The sequence below is a fragment of the Mycobacterium kyorinense genome, from assembly GCF_001672775.1.
In the GTDB taxonomy this organism is placed as follows: domain Bacteria; phylum Actinomycetota; class Actinomycetes; order Mycobacteriales; family Mycobacteriaceae; genus Mycobacterium; species Mycobacterium kyorinense_A.
In genome coordinates, this window is the sequence record NZ_LZKJ01000116.1 from 110,235 (window position 1) to 131,713 (window position 21,479).

Here is a 21,479-nt window from a genome sequence, read left to right on the forward strand (position 1 = left end):
CGATCTTAGCCAACGAGCCAGAACACGTTACAGTACAGCCCCGAATTTAGGGTTTTACCTGCGGGTATGCCCGGTTACATGGTCTTGTGCGGCACCCCGACGGTCAGGCCTCCGTCGATGGGAAACTCCGCACCGGTGGAATACGAGGATTCGTCGGAGGCCAGGTACACCACGCAGGCAGACACTTCACCAGGTTCGGCCGCGCGCCCCAGCGGGATCTGCAGAAAGTCCTCAGGGATGCCCGCCGTCATCGGGGTGCGGATCATGCCCGGATGAATCGAGTTGACCCGGATATTGTGCGGCGCCAATTCCAGCGCTGCGGCTTTGGCTAGCCCGCGTACCCCGAACTTGGATGCCACGTAGCCGTACAGACCCGGGCTGCCGCGAAGGCCCTCGACGGACGAGATGTTGATGATCGAGCCGCCGCCGGCCGCGATCATCGGCTCGACGGCGGCCTGCATGCCCAGGAATGTCCCGGTCAAATTGATGTCGATGATTTTCTGCCAGTCCGCGAGCGGGAAGTTCTGCAGCGTGTTGCCGTTGACGATGCCGGCGTTGTTCACGAGGACGTTGAGGGCGCCGAACTCGGCCGTCGCCGCCTCCACCGCCGCCTTCCACTGATCGGGCTGGGTGACGTCGAGGTGGACGAACCGGGCCGCCGCGCCCAGTTCCTGGGCCAACGCCGCGCCCTCGTCGTCGAGAATGTCGCCGGCGACTACCCGCGCTCCTTCGGCGACCAAGGCCCGCGCGTGCGCGGCGCCCATGCCGCGGGCGCCACCACTGATCAGTGCGACTTTTCCGTCAACTCGTCCCATGGCGGGTCAGGCTACCCCGCGGCGGATTCTCGGCGAATGTGGGCTTGATGCACGCTTTTCCACAGAAGCCGTGACGCAAGCCCACATTCGACTTGCAGATTTGCGGTTCATTGACACGGTCAGCGCATGGCAGATCGCGATTGGCCGTTCATGGGGACCGAAGCACTGAGCGCCGGTCGAGTCAGCAGGCGCGCGTTGCGCAGCCAGCACGAGCTGGTGTATCGCAACGTCTACGTGCCGAAGGGTCGAGAGCTGACAGCCGTCACACGCGGCATCGCAGCCTGGTTGTGGTCAGGACGAGCGGCCACCCTCGCGGGGTTATCTGCGGCTGCGCTGCATGGTTCACGTTGGATTGATGCCCGATTGCCGGCCGAGTTGAATCGCGCCGAACCGTGCGGCGTCGAGGGCATCGTCATTCACCGCGACAAATTGTTCGACGAGGAATCGTGTGTCGTCAAGGGGGTACCGGTTACCACCCCCGCGCGAACCGCGTTCGACCTCGGGCGACGCAAAGGGTTGACAACTGGCGTCATCCGGCTGGATGCGCTGGCCAACGCCACCGCGCTGAAAGCCGTCGAAGTCGAAGAGTTGATCCAACGACATCGGGGTGTAAGGGGCTTGGTGCAGTTGCGTCAAGTACTGGAACTGATGGATGGGGGAGCGGAATCACCCCAGGAGACGCGCACTCGGCTATTACTCGTGCGCGCGGGCTTGCCGAAACCCGAGACACAGATCGTGGTGGCGGACGGTTCCGGATATCCGTTCGCGCGCATCGACATGGGGTATCGGGAATGGAAGGTCGGTATCGAGTTTGACGGGGCGCAACATTGGACAGATCCTGCACGTCGCACGGCCGATATCGATCGCTATGCCGAGCTTGGGGCACTGGGCTGGGTGATCATCCGCGTCAGTAGTGACCTTCTGCGTTATCGCCCGGCAGTCGTTGTAGCCCGCGTCTCTGGCGCGCTAACGGCAGCAGGCTGCCGAATGTGGGTTTGATGCACGGTTTTTCGGCCGGAGCGTGACATAAGACCACACTCGGCGGTTAGAGGGAGGCGGGCAGGCCGAATTTCGCGAACAGTGACGTGTCGAGGAACGCGACGACATGACTGACGCCGGTGTCGGTGACGTCGAGCACCTGCAGTTGGAACGGGATATGGCTGTCGCCGTCGCGCATGTACATCGCCGCGGCGGGCTGGCCGTTGGCGACCAACGGAAGAAGGCGCATATCACCGGCTGCTTGCGCCGGGCACTGGTGGCGGATGAGGGTGGCGATCGCCGCCGGACCCTGATACCAGCCGAGGAACGGCGGCATCTCCCAAATCGCCTCGGCGGTGAACAACTCCACCAGTCGGTCGACGTCGTAGTCCTCGAACGCCGCGATGTAGTGGGCCAACCGATCCTGCGTCTCTGCCGAATCCGGCGGCGCCAGGCGATCGTCGGCGCTGAGCCCGGCCGTTTCCAACTGGGCGCGGGCCCGTTGCAGGAGGCTGTTGACGGCGGTGGTGCTCGTGCCGATCGCCGCGGCCACCTCGGCCGCCTTCCACTGCAGCACGTCGCGCAGCACCAATACCGCCCGCTGCCGCGGTGACAGATGCTGCAGCGCCGCGACAAACGCCAACCGCACCGATTCACGCGAGCCGACAATCACCGCGGGGTCGGCGGGATCGTTCGACGGGTCGGGCAGCGGCTCCAGCCACGGCACCTCGGTGCGTTCCACCAACTCCGCAGTCGGATCCGAGCTGGGCGCCCCCAGCCCGCTCGGCAACGGCCGACGCGCCCGGCCCTCGAGCGCAGTCAGGCAGGTGTTGGTGGCAATGCGGTGCAGCCAGGTCCGTACCGACGACTTGCCCTCGAAACGGTCGAAGGCCTTCCAGGCCCGCAGATAGGTTTCCTGGACCAGGTCTTCGGCGTCGTGCAGCGAACCTGTCATGCGGTAACAATGCGCGAGCAGTTCACGACGGTAGGGCTCGGCGCAGGTGGAGAAATCGCCGCCGTCGAGGCTTTCTGCGAGAAGGCTCACCCGAGTGAGCCTACGCAGAACGTGTGACATGCTGCCCGTGATGACTACGACCCGTACCGAACGACACTTCGACGGCGTCGGCGGCGTACGCATCGTCTACGACGTCTGGTCCCCCGACACCACGCCGCGCGCGGTTGTCGTCCTCTCCCACGGCCTGGGTGAACACGCCCGCCGCTATGACCACGTTGCGCAGCGGTTCGGTGCGGCCGGCCTGGTGACCTATGCGCTCGATCACCGTGGGCACGGCCGTTCGGGCGGCAAGCGGGTGCTGGTCAAAGACATCTCTGAATACACCGGCGATTTCGACACCCTTGTCGGCATCGCCGCCAGGGAGCACCCCGGATGCCAATGCATCGTGCTGGGCCACAGCATGGGTGGTGGCATTGTGTTCGCGTACGGCGTCGAACGGCCGGACAACTACGACTTGATGGTGCTGTCCGGGCCTGCTGTTGCCGCGCAATCCGCGGTGCCGAAGCTGCTGGCGCTGACGGCCAAGACGCTCGGCGCCGTCGCTCCAGGTCTGCCCGTGCAGGAACTCGACGCGAACGCGATATCCCGCGATCCCGCCGTCGTCGACGCCTACAACAGCGACCCGTTGGTGCACCACGGCAAGGTTCCCGCCGGCATCGCCCGCGCGCTGCTGCTGGTTGGCGAGACGATGCCGCATCGCGCGCCGGCGCTGACCGCGCCGCTGCTGGTCGTGCACGGCTCCGAAGATCGGCTGATCACCGTCGAGGGCAGTCACCGGCTGGTCGAGGCGGTGGGCAGTTCAGACGTCGAGCTGAAGGTCTATCCCGGGCTGTACCACGAGGTGTTCAACGAGCCCGAGCGCGATCAGGTGCTCGACGACGTGGTTTCGTGGATCGACGCGCGGCTGTGAATAGCCGAAAGGCGATCTCGTCCCGGTCTACTAACTTGGCCCTATGACCGACGACAAGATGCTGACGCGGATCGCCGCCCTGCTGCGCCAAGCCGAAGGCACCGACAACGTCCATGAGGCCGAGGCGTTCATGGCGGCCGCGCAACGGTTGGCCACTGCGACATCCATCGACTTGGCGGTAGCCCGCTCACATGCCGCCAAGCGCACGCCCGCGCAGACGCCGGTCCAGCGGACCATCAGCATCGGCGATGCCGGCACCAAAGGATTGCGTACCTACGTGCAGCTGTTCGTGGTGATCGCCCACGCCAACGACGTGCGCTGCGATGTGGCGTCGAACTCGGCGTTCGTCTACGCCTATGGGTTCGCCGAGGACATCGACACCACCCATGCGCTGTACGCGAGCCTGGTGGTCCAAATGGTGCGCGCCTCGGATGCCTACATCGCTAGCGGTGCGCACCGACCTACCCCGACGATCACCGCGCGGCTGAATTTTCAGCTGGCGTTCGGGTCTCGGATCGGTCAGCGACTGGCCGAGACCCGCGAGCAGACTCAGCGCGAAGCCAAGAAGGATCGCGGCCGTGCTCCGGGAACGGCTATCGCGCTGCGCAACAAAGAGATCGAGTTGCGTGACTATTACCGAGGGGCGTCTAAAGCGCGTGGTACCTGGCAGGCCACCCGGGCATCGGCGGGCTACTCGTCGGCGGCGCGGCGGGCCGGTGATCGGGCCGGTAAGCGGGCGCGGCTGGGCACCAGCCCGGAGTTGTCGGGGGCGCACACCGCGCTGGGTCGGTGAGCACCGAAGACTCTGCTCCCCGCGACGCGCAGCGCTCGAAGGTCTATGCCGCTGAGGAATTCGTTCGAACGCTCTTCGAGCGCGCCGCTGAGCACGGGTCGGGCGACGTCGAATTCTTCGGCGGGCGGTTGACCCTGCCGCCGGAAGCGCGGTTTGGCTCGGTGGCGGCGGTGCAGCGCTACGTCGACGACGTGCTGGCGTTGCCGACCGTACGGCAGCGCTGGCCGGGCATCCCGCCGCTGCGGGTGCGCTCGCGGCGGGCCGCTACCGCGGCGCATTACGAAAGCCACGACGGCGCAGGGGTTATCGCGGTGCCAGATCGCGACACCGCCGACTGGGCGATGCGTGAACTGGTGGTACTGCACGAGATCACCCACCATCTGTGCGACGCCCAGCCGCCGCACGGACCCCAGTTCGTGGCAACCATGTGCACACTGGCTGAGCTGGTAATGGGTCCGGAGCTCGGATACGTGTTGCGCGTGGTGTACGCCCGAGAGGGCGTCGAGTAGGTCTAGCGTTGAGCGGGTGAGCGAAGTAGGCGCGGCGCTCCCGACCGACGCTGACATTCGTGCCCGCGAGGTCGATGCGCAGATGACCGACGCCGAGCGGTTTTCGCTGCTGCGCAGTGTGATGGGCGCCAACGAGCTGTTGCCGGTGCGTGACGAGCGCATTCCGCCCGACGTCCCGATGAGCGCCGGTTATGTGCCCGGCATCCCGCGCCTTGGTGTGCCGGCACTGCTGATGACTGATGCCAGCCTGGGGATCACCAACCCCGGCTTCCGGCCAGGAGATACGGCCACCGCGTTGCCGGCGAGTCTGGCGCTGGCCGCCGGCTTCGATCCCGAGTTGGCCCGCGCCGCTGGTGTGGCCATCGGGTGTGAGGCCCGCAGCCGGGGCTTTAACGTGCTCCTGGCTGGCGGTATCAACCTTGCCCGCGATCCACGCAATGGCAGAAACTTCGAATACCTCTCCGAGGACCCGCTTTTGAGCGCCACCATGGCCGCCGCGTCGATCGAGGGGATTCAGCAGCAGGGTGTCATATCCACGATCAAGCACTACTCGCTGAACTGCAACGAAACCAACCGGCACTGGCTGAATGCCGTCATCGAACCGTCCGCTCATCGCGAATCCGACCTGCTGGCATTCGAAATCGCGATCGAGCGTTCACAACCCGGCGCGGTGATGACCGCCTACAACAAAATCAACGGCGATCCCGCGAGTGGCAACGACGTGCTGATCAACGATGTGCTGAAAAGTGCTTGGGGATACCGCGGTTGGGTGATGTCCGACTGGGGCGCTACACCGAGTTGGGAGTTCGCGCTCAAGGGCCTTGACCAGGAATCCGGAGCGCAGATCGACGCAGTGTTCTGGCAGGCCGAGCCCTTCGGCGACCAGCTCAAAGCCGCCCACGCCGCAGGTAAGCTGTCCGCTGAGCGCCTCTCCGACATGACGCGCCGGATTCTGCGGTCGGTTTTCGCCGTCGGCGCTGACCGATGGGGCACCGCGTCCCCGCCGGATATGCGTGCCCACCACGACATCGCGCTACAGGTCGCCCGGCAGGGCATCGTTGTGCTGAAAAACGATGGGGTGTTGCCGCTTTCGTCAGACGCTGACGTCGTCGTGGTCGGTGGATCCGCGCAGCTCGGTGTGGTGGCCGGTTGCGGATCGAGCACCGTGGTGCCGCCCGGTGGCTATGCCCAGGTGATTCCGCTGGGCTGGCCCGGCGGCCTGCGTAATCTGTATCTGTTGCCGTCGTCGCCGATGATTGAGCTGAGACACCATTTACCGGGCGGCCGCGTGGAATTCGATCCCGGGGTCAGTCCGGCGGAGGCGGCGGTGGCGGCGCGACGCGCAGAGGTCGCGATCGTGTTCGCGATCCGCGTGGAAGGGGAAGGTCTCGACAGCGTCGACATGTCGCTGCCCTGGGGTCAAGACGCGGTGATTGCCGCTGTGGCTGACGCCAACCCGAATACCGTGGTGGTGCTGCAGACCGGCAATCCGGTCGAGATGCCCTGGTGCGACGCGGTCGGGGCGATTGTGCAGGCCTGGTATCCGGGGCAGGCCGGTGGCCAGGCGATCGCGGAAATCCTTGCCGGGCACGTCAATCCGTCGGGTCGATTGCCGATCACGTTTCCCGTCGACCTGGGCCAGACCCCGCGGCCCGAGTTGCCGGGGCTTGGCGAGCAGTGGGGGACTGAAACCACCATCGACTACGCCGAAGGTGCCGAGGTCGGCTACCGGTGGTTCGCCCAGCAAGGCCACGTTCCGCTGTTCGCGTTCGGACACGGCCTGTCCTACACGGCCTTCACGTATCACGATCTGCGTCTGGTCGGCGGCGCCACCGTCACCGCAAGCGTCACCGTGACCAATACCGGCGAGCGCCGCGGCGCCGACGTGCCACAGCTATACCTGACGACGGCCCCGACGGGGCCACGGATGCGATTGCTCGGATTCGAACGAGTCGACCTGGAGCCGGCCGAGTCCCGCCAGGTCACGATCGAGGCGGATCCGCGGCTACTGGCCCGCTATGACGGTGATGCCGGCGACTGGCGGATCGATGCGGGCACCTACACCGTGGCAGTCGGCGTGTCGGCGGCCGCGTTGGAACTGGCCGCGGAAGTCGAGCTAGCCGGTCGCCACTTCGGGCGATGACCGGCTAGCTCGGACCGCGAATTTCTTAACTAGCTGACGGCGACCAGTTCATCACCGCAGGTGCAGCGGTACGGTTCGCCCGCACCGGCGCAATGGCACGCGACCTCGATACGAACACGGCACCCGCAGCCCTCGTGGCCACAGGTGAGAACAGTCCCTGCCTCGTTGCTGCCCATGTTGTTTCGCCCTTATCTGTGTCGGGGATCCCCAGTTGCTCGCGGGATCCGGTATTTCCGAGTGCCTGTCCGTGGTGCGGACAACCACCCGCTCACCATATACCCCATACGGGTATGCCGTAAAGCCCCGGCGGCGGAAAGTTGTGGTGCCGATCCGCTAGCGTGGACCGCATGACCTCGCAGCCCAACCCCAAGGACGTCGACGCATTCCTGGACAGCACCGTCGTCGGCGATGATCCGGAGTTGACCGCGGTGTTGGACGCCAGCGCGGCAGCTGGGCTGCCGCAGATCGCCGTCTCAGCTCAACAGGGCAAGTTCCTCTATCTGCTGGCGGGTGCCATCCGGGCGCGGCGAATCCTGGAGATCGGCACACTGGGTGGTTACAGCACCGTCTGGCTGGCGCGCGCAGCCGGGCCGGACGGGCAGGTGGTGACGCTGGAATACGAACCCAAACACGCGGAGGTGGCGCGGGCCAACATGTCCCGCGCGGGTGTCGATGACCGGGTGGAGGTCGTCGTCGGCCCCGCGTTGGAGACGTTGCCGACGCTGACCGGCGGCCCGTTCGACCTGGTATTCATCGATGCCGACAAAGAAAACAATCTCGGCTACCTGGATTGGGCGGTTCGGCTGACCAGGCCGGGGTCAGTCATTGTGGTGGACAACGTGATTCGCGAAGGGCACATCTTGGCGCCGAAACCGGATGACCGTTTGATGCAGGTGGTGCGGCAGACACTACAGGTGATGGGTGAGCACCCGCGACTGGACACCGCGGTGCTCCAGACCGTCGGCGTCAAAGAGTGGGACGGCTTCGCGATGGCGTTGGTCAAATAGCCGTCAGGGCGTCAGATCTTCGACCGCCTGCTGGGCCGAGGTGATCGTGCTGATCCGCAACGCGGTTTCGCCGGCGTAGAGGGCACAAGAGTCCACCGCAGAATCCGGCATGCCGGCCAGCGGGGCCAGCGGGGTGAACACCGGCAGCGCAGCAGATTGCAGCCGGATGAGCTTGCCCGGGTTGACATTAGCGAGCAGGGACAGCCATCGGCTGCTCGCGCCGATGGCGGTGGGCAAGGTCTTGGCCGTCCCGTCGCCGCGGCACCAGCGATGGGTGGCCGCGTTCGGAACAACGCGGTGCCGCAGCGGCCAACTCACGCTGAATAGCGTGGTTTCCAGCGTCTTGTCGGCACTTAGCACGCGTCGCTGGTATTCGGGATGCGCGCCGGCTTCTTCGGTGAGCAGGAACTTCGTGCCGGCGATGACGCCAACGGCTCCGTTGTCGAGGGCTGCGCGAGTGTCGGCGGCGGTGGCGATACCGCCGGCTAGGAACACCGGACGCTTGTCGGCCGCCGCCAGCGCCTGAGGTAGGAACTCGAGCGCCGGTATGGTCCCGACCAGATGACCGCCGGCTTCGCGGCCTTGTGCGATCAAACCGTCAGTGCCCCATCTGATTGCCTCGCGGGCCTGCGTGTCGGTGCCGACCATCACGAAAACGAAGATCCCGGCGTCGCGCAGGCGCTCGACGATGCCACGGTCACCGCCGAAGGCCACCACCGCGACGTCGACCCGGTTGTCGACGCAGACGTCGACGTGGCCGCGCCGCACGAACGGCATGAGCAGGTTGACCGCGACGGCGCGGCCGGGGGCTTCGGCCCGCACGTGGTCGATCGCCGCTCGCAGTTGGCTCGGCGGCGCCAGCCCGAGCGTGCCCAGGCCGCCGGCGTTGGCGACGGCAGCGGCCAGTTGGGCGCCTGCCAGCCCGCCGCCCATGCCGGCTTGGCCGATTGGGACGTCGAGTCGCAGTCGGTCCGCGATGTCCATCGCTTACCTTTCGTTCGGCGCGAGCGTGCGCGGACCCGGCGACACGCTCGGCGTGTCGGCCGGGGACACGCACGCTCGCGCAAGAGGAGACTTAGCTGCAGACTGCGCCGATCGCTGCGGAACCGACCAGCTTCACGTACTTGGCCAACACGCCGGTGGTGTACCGCGGCGGCAGCGGGGTGAAACCGGCACGGCGAGCAGCGAACTCATCGGCATCGACCAGCACGTCGAGGGTGGCGTTGGCCACGTCGAGCCGGACGCGGTCGCCGTCGCGCAAAAAGGCGATCGGTCCGGCGTCGACGGCCTCGGGGGCGACGTGCCCGACGCACAAGCCGGTGGTGCCGCCGGAAAACCGGCCGTCGGTCAGCAACAGCACGTCCTTGCCCAAGCCGGCGCCCTTGATGGCGCCCGTGATCGCCAGCATCTCTCGCATTCCGGGCCCGCCCTTGGGGCCCTCGTAGCGGATCACGACCGCGTCGCCCGCAGTGATGGTGCCGTCTTCGAGAGCATCCAGCGCCGCCCGCTCCCGGTCGAAAACCCTTGCGGTGCCCTCGAAGACGTCGGAGTCGAAGCCGGCCGACTTCACCACGGCACCCTCCGGCGCCAGCGATCCGTGCAGGATGGTGATGCCGCCGGTCGGATGGATCGGGTTGTTCAGGGCCCGCAGCACCTTGCCGTCGGGATCCGGCGGGGCGATGTGCGCGAGGTTGTCGGCGACGGTCTTGCCGGTCACCGTCAGGCAGTCGCCGTGCAACAGGCCCGCGTCCAGCAGCGCCTTCATCATCACCGGCACCCCGCCGATGCGGTCGACGTCGAACATCACATGGCGGCCAAACGGCTTGACGTCGGCCAAGTGCGGCACCTTGGACCCGATGCGACTGAAGTCCGCCAACGACAGCTCGGCGCCGGCCTCGTAGGCGATGGCCAGCAGATGCAGCACCGCGTTGGTCGAGCCGCCGAACGCCATCACCACCGCGATCGCGTTCTCGAAGGCCTCCTTGGTGAGGATGTCGCGGGCGGTGATGCCACGACGCAGCAATTCGACCACCGCCTGACCGCTGTGCCGCGCGAAGGCGTCCCGGCGGCGATCGGTCGCCGGCGGCGCCGCACTGCCGGGCAGCGACATCCCCAGCGCCTCAGCGGCACTGGCCATGGTGTTAGCGGTATACATACCGCCGCAGGCGCCCTCGCCGGGGCAGATGGCCCGCTCGATCGCGTCGACGTCCTCGCGCGGCATCAGGCCACGCGCACACGCGCCGATCGCCTCGAAGGCGTCGATGATCGTCACGTCGCGTTCGCTGCCGTCGGACAGCTTGGCCCGCCCCGGCAGGATCGAGCCGGCGTAGAGAAACACCGCCGCCAGATCCAGGCGGGCAGCGGCCATCAGCATTCCCGGCAGCGACTTGTCACAGCCGGCCAACAGCACCGAGCCGTCGAGGCGCTCGGCTTGCATCACGGTTTCGACGCTGTCGGCGATGACTTCGCGGGACACCAACGAAAAGTGCATGCCCTCGTGACCCATCGAGATGCCGTCGGACACCGAAATCGTGCCGAACTCAAGCGGATACCCGCCCGCCGCGAACACCCCCTCCTTCACGGCCTTGGCCAGCCGGTCCAGCGACAGGTTGCACGGCGTGATCTCGTTCCACGACGAAGCCACCCCGATCTGGGGTTTGGCGAAGTCGTCGTCATCCATGCCGACCGCGCGCAACATGCCACGGGCGGCGGCTTTCTCCAGGCCGTCGGTGACGTCGCGGCTGCGGGGTTTGATGTCCGGGACGACGGTCGACGAGTCAGTGCTGTGGGCCATTGGCCAAGTATGCTCGTGACCTCGAAGCCGCCCAAATTCTTTAATACCCTACAGGGGTATAGGGTACTCTGGCGGTGTGCCGGCGCGAACCGGACAGCTCGACACCGAGATGCTGGGAGGGTAGATGACATCCGCGCACGGGTATTCGCCACAGAAGGACAACTACGCCAAGCGGCTGCGCCGCATCGAGGGCCAGGTGCGTGGCATCGCGAAGATGATCGATGACGACAAGTACTGCATCGATGTCCTCACCCAGATCAGCGCCGTCAACAGCGCGCTGCGCTCGGTGGCGCTGAACCTGCTGAACGAACACCTGGGCCATTGCGTCAGCCGCGCGGTGGCCGACGGCGGTGACGACGCCGAGGAGAAGCTCGCCGAAGCCTCTGCGGCGATCGCGCGACTCGTCCGGTCCTGATCCGCGGGCCGCGCCAAATCGCGTGATTGAGTAGTCGGCGTGGCGGCAGTGCGTACGGTAGGTGCAGCGCGATCGCTCGTAAGCCGGCCGACGCCACACCCGACGCCATGACTATCCGAACCGGAACAACCAGCACCAGACCGTGGACGCCGCGGATCGCAATGCAGTTGACGGTGCTGGCCGCGGCGGCGTTCATCTATGTCACTGCCGAAGTGGTGCCGGTAGGCGCCCTGCCGGCCATTGCCCGCGATCTGCACGTCAGCCTGGCTCTGGTCGGCACGCTACTGACCTGGTACGCGCTGGTGGCGGCGTTGACGACGATCCCGCTGGTGCGTTGGACCGCGCATTGGCCGCGACGGCGCACGCTGCTGTTGACCCTGGTCTGTCTGACCGCCTCCCAGCTCATCTCGGCGTTGGCCCCGAACTTCGCGGTGCTGGCCGGCGGACGGGTGCTCTGCGCGGTCACCCACGGTCTGATGTGGTCGGTGATCGCGCCGATCGCGACCCGGCTGGTGCCGCCCAGCCACGCCGGCCGCGCGACGACGGCGATCTACGTGGGCACCAGCCTGGCGCTGGTGGTCGGTAGCCCGCTGACGGCGGCGATGAGCTTGGTGTGGGGCTGGCGGTGGGCCGTCGTGTGCGTCACGGTCGCCGCCGCGATCGTCACCGCCGCCGCCTGGCTGATCCTGCCGGAGATGGTGCTGTCTGCCGAACAACTCGAGCGGGTGGGCCCGGCAGCCCGTCACCACCGCAACGGCCGGCTATGGACGGTGAGCCTGCTCACCATGGTGGCGGTCGGGGCCCATTTCATCTCTTACACCTTCATCGTGGTGATCATCCGCGACGTCGTCGGCATCCGCGGACCGAATCTGGCCTGGGTGCTGGCCATATACGGCGTTGCCGGGCTGGTGGCCGTCCCGGTGGTGGCACGCCCGTTGGACCGCCGACCCAAGCGTGCGGTCATCATCTGTATGACCGGCTTGGCGGCGGCGTTCGTGCTGCTGACCGGGCTCGCCTTCGGCGGGCGAGCCACCGCGACCACCGCGCTGGTGGGAACCGGCGCCATCGTGCTGTGGGGTGCGATGGCGACTGCCGTGTCGCCGCTGCTGCAGTCGGCGGCGATGCGTAACGCCGCCGACGATCCCGACGGCGCGTCGGCGCTATATGTCACGGCGTTTCAGGTCGGCATCATGGCGGGCTCCCTGGCCGGCGGCCTGCTCTTTGAGCACAGCGTCCCGGTGATGCTGGCCGCGTCGGCGGCCCTGATGGCCGTTGCGCTGGCCGGCATGACGGCGAGTCGGCACATGTTCGACGTCCCGGTGCCGGCGCAGCGGCCGTAACGTTCCCCACTGCCCAGCGATTAACGCAGCAGGTCAGCGTTGCGCGGCGGCCGCCGTGCCGGGAGCGGAGTGCCGCGCTGTGCCACACTGGTTGAGATTGTGACTGGAGGTATGCATATGTCGCGACGCACGAGGCGTTTTCTCGTCGCCGCTGCCAGTACGGCCGGAATGGCCGCTGTACTGACGCTGGGCAGTGGTTCGGCATTGGCCGACCCCGACCAGCCGCCGCCCGATCCGGCTGCGGTGGACGCCGCGCCGGCCGACGCGCCGGCCCCGCCGCCGTGGGCTGATCCGTTCGCGCCGCCCCCGCCGCCGCCAGACGCACCGGCGCCGCCGCCCGCGGACCCGCTCGCGGGCCCACCGCCGGGTGCGGCGCAACCGGCGGCTGCCGCCCCGGCCGGACCGGTCGCCGGGCAGAACCCGGAGCCGTTCACCGGCCAGCCGCCGTTCCTGCCGCCGACCTTCACGCCGGTCAGCGGCTCGATGGTGGGGGTGGCCCAGCCGATCATCATCAACTTCCAGCGGCCGATCGCCGACAAGCCGATGGCCGAGCAGGCGATCCACATCTCGTCGACCCCGCCGGTGCCTGGCAAGTTCTACTGGATGACACCCAGCCAAGTGCGCTGGCGTCCGATCAACTTCTGGCCGGCCCACACCAACGTGCACATCGATGCCGCCGGAACCACGTCGGACTTCCACACCGGCGACGCGCTGGTGGCAACGGCGGACGACGCCACCCACACGATGACCGTCACCCGCAACGGAACCGTGGAGAAAACCATCCCGATGTCGATGGGGATGGCGGCCGGCGGGCACCACACGGCCAACGGCACCTACTACGTGCTCGACAAGAAGGCCAAGATGGTGATGGATTCCACCACCTACGGGGTGCCGGTCAACTCGACCTACGGCTACAAGGTGGATGTCGAGAACGCCGTGATGTTCGACAACAGCGGTGACTTCGTGCACAGCGCGCCGTGGTCGGTGGCCGATCAGGGCAAACGAAACGTCAGCCACGGCTGCATCAACATCAGCCCGTCCAACGCCAAGTGGTTCTTCGACAACTTCGGCACCGGTGATCCCATCGTGGTGAAGAACTCCGTCGGTACCTACAACAAGAACGACGGCTCCAACGACTGGCAGATCTAGCTCGTCGCGAAAGTGTAACTGCCGACGGCGTTACTCGTAAAACGTGTCGGTAGTTGCACTTTCGCGATCAGGACTTAGTTCCAGATGCGAACCCGGCGGGCCGGGTCCAGGTAGAGCTTGTCGTTCTCGGCCACGTCGAAGGCGTCGTAAAACGCGTCGAGGTTGCGGATCACGCCGTTGCAGCGAAACTCCGGCGGGGAGTGCGGGTCGATCGCCAGGCGCCGGATCGCCTCGGCCTCACGTGATTTGGCGCGCCACACCTGCGCCCAGCCGAAGAACACCCGCTGCACGCCGGTCAGCCCGTCGATCACCGGGGCCGGGCCGTCGTTCAGCGACAGCTGGTAGGCCAGCAGCGCGATCGACAGCCCACCCAGATCGCCGATGTTCTCCCCGACGGTGAACGCGCCGTTCACGTGGTGGCCGTCGTCGAGCCCGCGCGGTGTGTACACCTCGTACTGCTCGATCAGCGCTTTGGTGCGCGCGCCGAATTCGGTGCGGTCCTCGTCGGTCCACCAGTCGACCAGGTTGCCGTCGCCGTCGTATTTGGCGCCCTGGTCGTCGAAGCCATGGCCGATCTCGTGGCCGATCACCGCGCCGATACCGCCGTAGTTGGCGGCGTCGTCGGCCTCGGGGTCGAAGAAGGGGGGCTGCAAAATCCCTGCGGGGAAGACGATTTCGTTCATCCCCGGGTTGTAGTAGGCGTTGACGGTTTGCGGTGTCATGAACCACTCGTCGCGATCGACCGGACCACCGAGCTTGGCCAGCTCGCGGTCATGGTTGACCGCATACCCGCGGCGGTAGTTGCCGTAGAGGTCGTCGCGGTCGATCACCAGCGCCGAGTAGTCGCGCCATGTCTTCGGGTAGCCGACCTTGGCGGTGAACTTGTCCAGCTTGTCCAGCGCGCGTTGCCGCGTCTGCGGTGTCATCCAGTCCAGGTTGGTGATGCTGATCCGATACGCCTCGCGCAGATTGTCCACCAGCGCATCGATGCGGGCCTTGGCGTCCGGCGGGAAATGCCGTTGCACGTAAAGCTTCCCGACGGTGTCGCCCAGCAGACCCTCCACCAGTGACACGCCGCGCTTCCAGCGTTCCCGGATCTCCTCGGTCCCGGTCAACCTGCGACCGTAGAACGCGAAGTCCTCGCGCACCAGCGCATCGGTGAGCAACCCGGCTCGGGAATGAATCACCCGCCACCGCGCCCACCGCTTCCAGTCGTCGAACTCCTCGTCGCGCCACAGCGCCGCGAACGAGGTCAGGTAATCGGGTTGGCGCACAACAAGTTCGGTGACTTGCTCGGGCGTGCTGCCAAGCCCGTCCACCCAGCCGGCCCAGCCGAAGCCCGGCGCCTGCGTCTCCAAATCCGCCAATGTGCGCAGGTTGTAGGTGAGCTCGGCGTCGCGGCGTTTGACCACGTCCCAGTGCGCGGCGGCGAGCTTGGTCTCCAAGGCCACGATGCGCGCGGCGGTCTCGGCGTGCTCTGCCGCATCCCCGCCGTACACCAGCGCGAACATCCGCGCGATGTGACCGGGGTAGTCGGCCAATAACTCGGCGTGCTGCTCGTCGCGGTAGTAGGACTCGTCGGGCAACCCGATGCCGGACTGGGTGACGTGCATCAGGTAGCGGGTCGAATTCTTCGAATCGGTGTCGATGTACATGCCGGCCCCGCCGCCCACGCCGGTGCGCTGCAGCGCGCCGACGACGGCCGCCAGCGCGTCGCGGTCGGCGGTCTGGTCAATCCGGGCCAGCTCGTCGAGCAGCGGCGCCACGCCGCGGCGCTCCACCGCGTCCTCGTCGAGAAAGCTGGCATAGAGGTCGCCGATGCGTTGCTCGTCGGAGCCAGCGGCCGCGCCGGTTTGGCCGGCCTCGGCGATCAGGTCACGGACCTGAATCTCTGCCCTGTCGAACAGCGAGCGGAAGGCGCCGTCGGTGGCGCGGTCGGGCGGGATCCGGTACTCGTCCAGCCAGCGGCCGTTGACGTGGCCGAACAGATCGTCTTGGGGGCGGGCATTGGCGTCGACGTGGCTCAGGTCGATGCCCGAGCGGATGGCTTCTACCGTCACCCCGCCATCCTTCCATCTTCAGCGGCGGTGGCCGGGCGGCTGCCGGCGCCCGGTACCCTCACGGCCATGCCCGACGGGGAGCAGACCGAGCCGACGGCCGCCGACGACGCCCCAGCCGAGCCGTCGGGTGGGCCGCTCTTTTCCGCCTACGGCATCGCATCGGCGGTGCTGGGTGCGCTGTCGGTCGCGGCGATCGTGCTGGGCGTGCTCATCTGGTCTGCACACCGCAGCGACCTCGACGAGCGCCGCTACCAGACCCGGGTTCTGCAGACAGCCGCGGATTGGACCGGAGTGCTGATCAACATGCACACCGACAACGTCGACGCCAGCCTGCAGCGACTCCACGACGGCACCGTCGGCCAGCTCAACGTCGATTTCGACTCTGCGATGCAGCCCTACCGTCAAGTGGTGCAGAAGCTGCAAACGCGCAGCGTCGGACAGATCGAGGCCATCGCGATCGAATCGGTCCGCCACGACCCGGACGTCCAGCCCGGCACCCGCCGACCGGCTGAACCGTTGCCGGCGGGCATGGCACGCCGAACCGACTCCGTCATGGTGGTCGCCACCTCGGTCAGTGAGAACGCCGGCGCGAAGCCGCAGATCGTGCACTGGAGTCTGCGGCTGGGCGTCTCCGACGTGGACGGCAAGCTGTTGGTCTCACGGCTGGAGTCGATTCGATGAGGAACGCGTGGCGGTTACTGGCGTTCGATATCGCAGCACCACTGGCCGCGATCGGCGCGCTGGTGATGATCGGGGTGGTTCTCGGCTGGCCGCTGTGGTGGGTCTCGGCGTGCTCTGTGCTGGTGCTGTTGATCGCCGAGGGTGTGCTGGTCAACTTCGCGCTGCTACGCCGTGATTCGGTCACCGTCGGCACCGACGACGACGGGCCCGGGCTGCGGCTGGCCGTCGTCGGCGTATGTGCGGCGGCGCTGGTGGCCGCTGTGGTGGTCGGCTACACCCGCTGGACCGTGCCGGACCGCAACCTCAAACGCGACGCGACCGAGGTGGTGGCGATCGCGACCGGAATGGCCGAGGCGGCGGCGTCGTTCACGCCCAACGCGCCCGGCGTCTCGATCGACCGCGCGACAGCGATGATGGCGCCCGACAAGGCTGGTGCTCTCAAAGACCAGTACCTGAAGGCCAGCGCAGATCTGGCCCACCGCAAGATCACCGCGCATGCTCAGGCGCTGTCGGCCGGTGTCGAGGCGATCGGGCCGTCGCGCGCTGTGGTGGCGGTGATCCTGCGGGTGACCCAGGGCGCACCGGGGGAGGAGCCCAGCCGTGCCACCCCGGCGCTGCAGGTTGCCCTCACCAAGGACAGCGGCCGTTGGCTGGTGCTCGACTGGGGCCCCGTCAACCCGCACTAGCGGCAACTCGCGGTTCGAGTGTGCAGTGAGGGCTTTCAGTGTGAATCCTGGGCGCTAGCCGTCGGCGTGTCGCCGCCCAGGATTCACACTCGATTCAGGAGACACCGACTCGCGGCGTCAGCGCAGGCGCGCGTGCTCGACCATCAGGCAGCGGTCCATCACCACATTCAGCCCGGCGGCCTCGGCGTCGCGGCCCACCTGCTCATCCCACAAACCCTGCTGCAGCCACAGGGTTTTCGGGCGGGGTTTTAGAGCCAGCGTGTCGGCCAGCACCGAGGGCACCTCTTCGAGGCGGCGGAAGACGTCGACCATATCGGGTATCACCGGCAGGTCGGACAGGCGCGGGTAAACGCGGGCGCCGTCGATCTCGGTGATCGTCGGGTTGACCGGAAACACGCGATACTGGCCAGTCGCGATCAGATACGAGTAGATCTCATAGCTGGGCCGGCTGTGGTTGGCCGACGCACCGACCACGGCGATCGTCTCGGTCTCCTGCAGGATGCGCCGCAGCGCGGCGGCATCGGGCTGACCGGTCATCAGTTATTTCCGGGCGGACGACGCGACCGTGCATTGGCAAACCGGTCCGACAGCCGGCGCATCCGAATCATCAGCGCCGCCGACGGGCTGACCTCGGCGTCGAGATAGGCAGCGAACTCGTCGACGGGCACGCCGATGCGCGAGGCGAATTCGTCTCGTTCCAACCCCGATCGCTCCACCAGCACCTGCACGTGGCGGGCGACTTCCTTGCGCTCATTGGCTTCCAGGTGAGCGCGGGCGCGCTCCAGCACCTCGGCGAGCGCCTTGGAGATCCCGTAGGGACGCGAGCGTTCCAGCACCTCTTCGACCTGGCGGGCGGTGCGGCCGTACGGGTCACGTTTGAGCGCGACGGCAATTTGCTTCCAGGTGGCGATATCGCCGCTTTCCAGCGCGGAACTGATCGCCGACGTCGGCCAGAACTCGACCGGCTGATCGGTTTGGGGCGCGCCGCCCCGCGGTGGGGACCCCGGCCCGCGGTCGGCGGCGGACCGATGCGGCGCCGGTCCGGGGCGTCGGTCCGCTGCCAACGTCACCTCGCATCCTCCAGCATTGCTACCGCCACCGACAGGCAGCGCGCTTTGACCTTCTCCCAGTCTGCCTTGCCGTCCAGGTCGGGCCAACCGTCGTCGCCGACATCGGATGGATGTGGATCCGCGAGCCGGCGAACCAGCTGGGTAGCGATCCATTGCCGCCTGGCTGATGGACAACAGTAGTACCTGTCCATCCCGGCCAGCACGACCGCGGCAGTTTCGGGCTCCATCGCGTCGACCAGCTCAGCAAATTCGGCGTAGTCGCGGCTGCTGTTGCGGGACATGATCAGGTAGCCCTTGAAACGCAGCGTTTCCGCGCCGGTCGGGATTTGCAGGCGATCGCCGGTGGGCAGCTGCACGTGGGTGGTTTCGACGGGGCTGCGCCGCTCGCACACCGGGTGGTCGACGTCGCTGTCCGAGGCTTCGGTTTGCAGCGCGTCCAGCGCCACCGAGAGCCGACCGCGCCACACCGTGACCGGGTGCACCGGGCGCACCGACCGCGGCGTCGCCCGGACACCGTTGCGGTACGCCAGGCCGCCGACGAACTTGCGGGCCATCGATCCACCGTTGCCGGCTGCCGCGGTAACCAGAGCGGTCCGGCCGGTCGAGGCGTCGTCGCCGCCCTTGACGCGGCCCCGTAGCTCGCCGCCGCGACCGCTTCCGGTGAACGCCAGCGGGTCGGCCACGCAGATCGCATCAGGGGCAAGGTTTTTGAGCTTGGCCGCGGACTTGAGCACCATGCGCAGGTCGGCGCCGGGCACGACCGGCGCGGAGATGTCGTCGGGGATCATCACGACGTCACCCAGATCCACTGTCGGCAGCGGCTTTTCGAAGTCCACCGACGGCAGGATGCGGTGCAGCCAGGCCGGCAGCCACCAGTTCCACTGGTCGAACATCGCCATCAGCGCCGGGACCATCACCAGCCGCACCACGGTGGCGTCCACCGCGATCGCCACCGCGCACGCCACGCCGATCTCGGCGACCAGCGGCATGCCGGCGAACGCGAAACCGATGAACACCGCGATCATGATCAGCGCCGCACTGGTGATGGTGCGCGCGCTGGTGCTCACGCCGTAGGCCACCGCGTCATGGGTGTTGCCGGTCTGCAGGAAGCGTTCCCGGATGCGGGTCAGCAAGAAGATCTCGTAGTCCATCGACAAGCCGAAGGTCATCGCCAGCACCAGGGGCGGAACCGTGCTGTCGATCGAGGTGATCGGTGTGAAGCCGAGTTTCTCCAGCCAGCCCCACTGGAAGACCATCACCAGGCTGCCGTAGGCGGCCGCCACCGACAACACGGTCATCAGCACGCCTTTGAAGGCCAACAACACCGACTGGATCGAGACCAGCAGCATGACGAACGCGATCAGCGCCACGAACACCAGCACCAGCGGCTGGGTCCTCGACACCTGGTCGTCGAAGTCTTTGATCAGCGCGGTCGGCCCGCCGACGTCCACCTGTGCCGAGCCGACTTCCGGCAGCGGGGATAGATGAGCGCGCATCCAGTCGATGGTGTTGCGGGCAGCCAGACTCTCGGAATCGACCGACAACACCGCAGACAACATCGCGCTGCTGTTGTCGTCGGCGAACACCGGCGGCGCCACGGTGACGATGTCGGGGGCCTGGGCGATCTCGTGGCGGATCGCTCCGAGCGCCTGGCTGTGGCCGGGCGACGACGCATCCCCGTTCGGGAAGGTCACCAGCACCTGAACCGGGCCCAACGCGCCGGGTCCCAGCGCTTCGGCTGCCCCCGCCACGCCGGCGCGGATCTCATGCGAGGAGTCGAACTGGCGCAGCAGGCTGTTGCCCAAAATCATCGATAGTGCCGGCGCCGCCATCGCGATCAGAACCGCTGACGCGGCCAGCGCCGAGGCCCACGGCCGTCGCATCACCCAGCCGATCCAGAGGGTCCAGAACCGCGACACCGTCGTTTCGGGTCGCCGCGACCAGTGCAGCGCCGCGGACCGCTTGGCGGCCGCCCGCCCGAACGTCGCCAGCACCGCCGGCGTCATGGTGGTCGAGGTCAGCATCGCCACCGCGACCGCAAGGATCGCGCCTGTCGCCATCGACGCCAGCGCCGGGGTGTCGATCAGGTAGATCCCGGTCAGCGAGGCGATGACGGTCATGCCCGACAGCACTACCGCGAGTCCAGAGGTGCCCATCGCCGCGTCGACGGCCTCTTGCGGTTGACGTCCGGCGCGCAGCTCCTCGCGGAACCGCATCAAGATGAACAGTGAATAGTCGACGGCCAGTGCGATGCCGAACATCGACACCGTCGAGGTCACGAACACCGACATCGTGGTGTAGGCCGACAGCAGATAGACCAGGCCCATCGTGATGGCGACCGTGCAGATGCCCAGTGCCAGCGGGATCGCGGCGGCGGCAAGCGAACCGAACACCGCGAGCAGCACGATCAGGATGATCGGCAAGTTCCATCGCTCGGCGGCGGCGATGTCGTGTTTGGTGTTGGCCGCCGCGGCCGTGCTGAGCGCACCCTGGCCGATGACATAGAGGCGTACCCGACCGTTTTCGATCTGCCCCGCCCGGTCACCGTGGACACCGACTTTGGTGCGCAGCTTCTTGGCGGCGTCACTGGCGCTGGCGCCGGTGTTGTTGGAGTCCAGCCGCAGCGACACCACATAGGGACGGTCAGGCTGCGGCGCCCGCTGGGTGGGGTTCGGCACGATCACCACGTCGGCCACTTCGCCGGCAACCCGCTTGAGCATCGCGACCGCGTCGTTCATGTCCTGGTAGCTGGCGTCCGCGCGCGGCGCGGCCACCAGCGCCAGCGGTGATGCGCCCTGATCGGGGTAATGCGCCTCGAGTTCGTCATGGACACGCAGCGATTGCGAGCCGGCCACCTCGAAGCCGCCGCCAGTGAGGTGACCCGATTCGGTCACCGTCAAATAGATCGCGGGGATCAGCGCCAGCAGCCAACCCGTGAAGACCAGCCAGCGGAATCGGCGCAGGTTACTGCTGAGGCGCATTATGAATTGCTGGATTTCTTGTCTCCCCGCATTCTCCCGCGTTGCGTGCAGGCGAGCCTACCGCAGCATGCGGTAATGTTTTGCGGCTTGGCGGTCTCTGAGCAGCAACAACTCGACAACGGGCGCCCGATGC

Annotated in this window: 20 protein-coding genes; 11 read left to right on the forward strand and 9 right to left on the reverse strand. The window is 67.2% G+C overall.

Translation table 11 applies throughout. From position 1 onward, the window contains the following. Window positions 1-74: 74 nt before the first annotated feature. Entirely contained in the window at window positions 75-815 is a 741-nt protein-coding gene (locus A5707_RS12705; protein ID WP_065014804.1) for a glucose 1-dehydrogenase, read from the reverse strand. A gap of 126 nt (window positions 816-941) precedes the next feature. Here A5707_RS12705 and A5707_RS12710 point away from each other — a divergent pair, with 126 nt between their 5' ends. Next, window positions 942-1,814 carry a hypothetical protein gene (locus A5707_RS12710; RefSeq protein WP_065014805.1) on the forward strand — a complete coding sequence of 291 codons (873 nt, stop codon included), beginning with the start codon at window positions 942-944 and terminating at the stop codon, window positions 1,812-1,814. A gap of 46 nt (window positions 1,815-1,860) precedes the next feature. On the opposite strand, the gene A5707_RS12715 is transcribed toward A5707_RS12710, so the two are convergent. After that, a complete protein-coding gene (locus A5707_RS12715) occupies window positions 1,861-2,931 on the reverse strand; it encodes a sigma-70 family RNA polymerase sigma factor (RefSeq protein ID WP_082969431.1) in 1,071 nt (356 codons plus the stop codon). Here A5707_RS12715 and A5707_RS12720 point away from each other — a divergent pair. From A5707_RS12720 to A5707_RS12735, 4 genes are all read left to right on the forward strand, one after another. Beyond that, window positions 2,879-3,718 (forward strand): alpha/beta hydrolase, encoded by an 840-nt coding sequence (locus A5707_RS12720; RefSeq protein ID WP_065014854.1) that lies wholly within the window; start codon window positions 2,879-2,881, stop codon window positions 3,716-3,718. The two genes, A5707_RS12715 and A5707_RS12720, sit on opposite strands and share 53 nt — an antisense overlap. 43 nt (window positions 3,719-3,761) lie before the next feature. Further along, entirely contained in the window at window positions 3,762-4,511 is a 750-nt protein-coding gene (locus A5707_RS12725; RefSeq protein ID WP_065014807.1) for a DUF2786 domain-containing protein, read from the forward strand. Then, on the forward strand, window positions 4,508-5,020 hold the full coding sequence (locus A5707_RS12730) for a TIGR04338 family metallohydrolase (RefSeq protein WP_065014808.1): 513 nt from the start codon (window positions 4,508-4,510) through the stop codon (window positions 5,018-5,020). The genes A5707_RS12725 and A5707_RS12730 overlap by 4 nt, the downstream gene beginning before the upstream one ends. 82 nt (window positions 5,021-5,102) lie before the next feature. Then, complete coding sequence (locus A5707_RS12735) at window positions 5,103-7,163, forward strand: beta-glucosidase (protein WP_065014855.1); 2,061 nt, start codon at window positions 5,103-5,105, stop codon at window positions 7,161-7,163. Between the two features lie 29 nt (window positions 7,164-7,192). Here A5707_RS12735 and A5707_RS23325 read toward each other — a convergent pair whose 3' ends face one another. After that, complete coding sequence (locus A5707_RS23325) at window positions 7,193-7,339, reverse strand: metallothionein (protein ID WP_082969432.1); 147 nt, start codon at window positions 7,337-7,339, stop codon at window positions 7,193-7,195. Between the two features lie 171 nt (window positions 7,340-7,510). Here A5707_RS23325 and A5707_RS12740 point away from each other — a divergent pair, with 171 nt between their 5' ends. After that, entirely contained in the window at window positions 7,511-8,170 is a 660-nt protein-coding gene (locus tag A5707_RS12740) for an O-methyltransferase (RefSeq protein WP_065014809.1), read from the forward strand. A gap of 3 nt (window positions 8,171-8,173) precedes the next feature. On the opposite strand, the gene A5707_RS12745 is transcribed toward A5707_RS12740, so the two are convergent. Then, window positions 8,174-9,154, reverse strand: coding sequence for a nitronate monooxygenase (locus A5707_RS12745; RefSeq protein ID WP_065014810.1), 981 nt, complete (start codon window positions 9,152-9,154; stop codon window positions 8,174-8,176). A gap of 91 nt (window positions 9,155-9,245) precedes the next feature. Then, window positions 9,246-10,964, reverse strand: coding sequence for a dihydroxy-acid dehydratase (gene ilvD / locus A5707_RS12750; protein WP_065014811.1), 1,719 nt, complete (start codon window positions 10,962-10,964; stop codon window positions 9,246-9,248). 124 nt (window positions 10,965-11,088) lie between these two features. On the opposite strand from ilvD, the gene A5707_RS12755 reads away from it, so the two are divergent. The 3 genes from A5707_RS12755 (at window position 11,089) to A5707_RS12765 (ending at window position 13,868) form a co-directional block, all read left to right on the forward strand. Continuing rightward, the gene (locus A5707_RS12755) at window positions 11,089-11,379 is read left to right on the forward strand and encodes a metal-sensitive transcriptional regulator (RefSeq protein WP_065014812.1); all 291 of its coding nucleotides are present in this window, start codon (window positions 11,089-11,091) and stop codon (window positions 11,377-11,379) included. A 107-nt stretch (window positions 11,380-11,486) separates the two neighbouring features. Then, window positions 11,487-12,719 (forward strand): MFS transporter, encoded by a 1,233-nt coding sequence (locus A5707_RS12760; RefSeq protein WP_065014813.1) that lies wholly within the window; start codon window positions 11,487-11,489, stop codon window positions 12,717-12,719. Window positions 12,720-12,836: 117 nt separating this feature from the next. After that, entirely contained in the window at window positions 12,837-13,868 is a 1,032-nt protein-coding gene (locus A5707_RS12765; protein ID WP_065014814.1) for a L,D-transpeptidase, read from the forward strand. A 74-nt stretch (window positions 13,869-13,942) separates the two neighbouring features. On the opposite strand, the gene A5707_RS12770 is transcribed toward A5707_RS12765, so the two are convergent. Further along, on the reverse strand, window positions 13,943-15,928 hold the full coding sequence (locus A5707_RS12770) for a M13 family metallopeptidase (RefSeq protein WP_065014815.1): 1,986 nt from the start codon (window positions 15,926-15,928) through the stop codon (window positions 13,943-13,945). 66 nt (window positions 15,929-15,994) lie between these two features. Between A5707_RS12770 and A5707_RS12775 the strand changes: the two genes are divergently transcribed. Next, window positions 15,995-16,609: a hypothetical protein gene (locus tag A5707_RS12775; RefSeq protein WP_065014856.1), complete on the forward strand. Its 615-nt coding sequence runs from the start codon at window positions 15,995-15,997 to the stop codon at window positions 16,607-16,609. Beyond that, window positions 16,606-17,295, forward strand: a complete 690-nt coding sequence (locus tag A5707_RS12780; RefSeq protein ID WP_065014816.1) for a hypothetical protein — start codon at window positions 16,606-16,608, stop codon at window positions 17,293-17,295. Before A5707_RS12775 ends, A5707_RS12780 begins: the two co-directional genes overlap by 4 nt. A gap of 117 nt (window positions 17,296-17,412) precedes the next feature. Here A5707_RS12780 and A5707_RS12785 read toward each other — a convergent pair whose 3' ends face one another. From A5707_RS12785 to A5707_RS12795, 3 genes are read right to left on the reverse strand one after another with little or no spacing between them, the layout of a single operon-like run. Beyond that, window positions 17,413-17,832 (reverse strand): CoA-binding protein, encoded by a 420-nt coding sequence (locus A5707_RS12785; protein WP_065014817.1) that lies wholly within the window; start codon window positions 17,830-17,832, stop codon window positions 17,413-17,415. Next, entirely contained in the window at window positions 17,832-18,365 is a 534-nt protein-coding gene (locus tag A5707_RS12790; protein ID WP_065014818.1) for a hypothetical protein, read from the reverse strand. Before A5707_RS12790 ends, A5707_RS12785 begins: the two co-directional genes overlap by 1 nt. Next, on the reverse strand, window positions 18,362-21,349 hold the full coding sequence (locus A5707_RS12795; RefSeq protein ID WP_065014819.1) for an MMPL family transporter: 2,988 nt from the start codon (window positions 21,347-21,349) through the stop codon (window positions 18,362-18,364). The genes A5707_RS12790 and A5707_RS12795 overlap by 4 nt, the downstream gene beginning before the upstream one ends. Window positions 21,350-21,479: the final 130 nt, after the last annotated feature.

Bases quoted from the DNA above. Each gene is read 5' to 3' on its own strand.
- A5707_RS12705 (WP_065014804.1), bottom strand. From the start codon at position 815: ATGGGACGAGTTGACGGAAAAGTCGCACTGATCAGTGGTGGCGCCCGC.
- A5707_RS12710 (WP_065014805.1), top strand. From the start codon at position 942: ATGGCAGATCGCGATTGGCCGTTCATGGGGACCGAAGCACTGAGCGCC.
- A5707_RS12720 (WP_065014854.1), top strand. From the start codon at position 2,879: ATGACTACGACCCGTACCGAACGACACTTCGACGGCGTCGGCGGCGTA.
- A5707_RS12715 (WP_082969431.1), bottom strand. From the start codon at position 2,931: ATGCGTACGCCGCCGACGCCGTCGAAGTGTCGTTCGGTACGGGTCGTA.
- A5707_RS12725 (WP_065014807.1), top strand. From the start codon at position 3,762: ATGACCGACGACAAGATGCTGACGCGGATCGCCGCCCTGCTGCGCCAA.
- A5707_RS12735 (WP_065014855.1), top strand. From the start codon at position 5,103: ATGACCGACGCCGAGCGGTTTTCGCTGCTGCGCAGTGTGATGGGCGCC.
- A5707_RS23325 (WP_082969432.1), bottom strand. From the start codon at position 7,339: ATGGGCAGCAACGAGGCAGGGACTGTTCTCACCTGTGGCCACGAGGGC.
- A5707_RS12740 (WP_065014809.1), top strand. From the start codon at position 7,511: ATGACCTCGCAGCCCAACCCCAAGGACGTCGACGCATTCCTGGACAGC.
- A5707_RS12745 (WP_065014810.1), bottom strand. From the start codon at position 9,154: ATGGACATCGCGGACCGACTGCGACTCGACGTCCCAATCGGCCAAGCC.
- ilvD (WP_065014811.1), bottom strand. From the start codon at position 10,964: ATGGCCCACAGCACTGACTCGTCGACCGTCGTCCCGGACATCAAACCC.
- A5707_RS12755 (WP_065014812.1), top strand. From the start codon at position 11,089: ATGACATCCGCGCACGGGTATTCGCCACAGAAGGACAACTACGCCAAG.
- A5707_RS12760 (WP_065014813.1), top strand. From the start codon at position 11,487: ATGACTATCCGAACCGGAACAACCAGCACCAGACCGTGGACGCCGCGG.
- A5707_RS12765 (WP_065014814.1), top strand. From the start codon at position 12,837: ATGTCGCGACGCACGAGGCGTTTTCTCGTCGCCGCTGCCAGTACGGCC.
- A5707_RS12775 (WP_065014856.1), top strand. From the start codon at position 15,995: ATGCCCGACGGGGAGCAGACCGAGCCGACGGCCGCCGACGACGCCCCA.
- A5707_RS12780 (WP_065014816.1), top strand. From the start codon at position 16,606: ATGAGGAACGCGTGGCGGTTACTGGCGTTCGATATCGCAGCACCACTG.
- A5707_RS12785 (WP_065014817.1), bottom strand. From the start codon at position 17,832: ATGACCGGTCAGCCCGATGCCGCCGCGCTGCGGCGCATCCTGCAGGAG.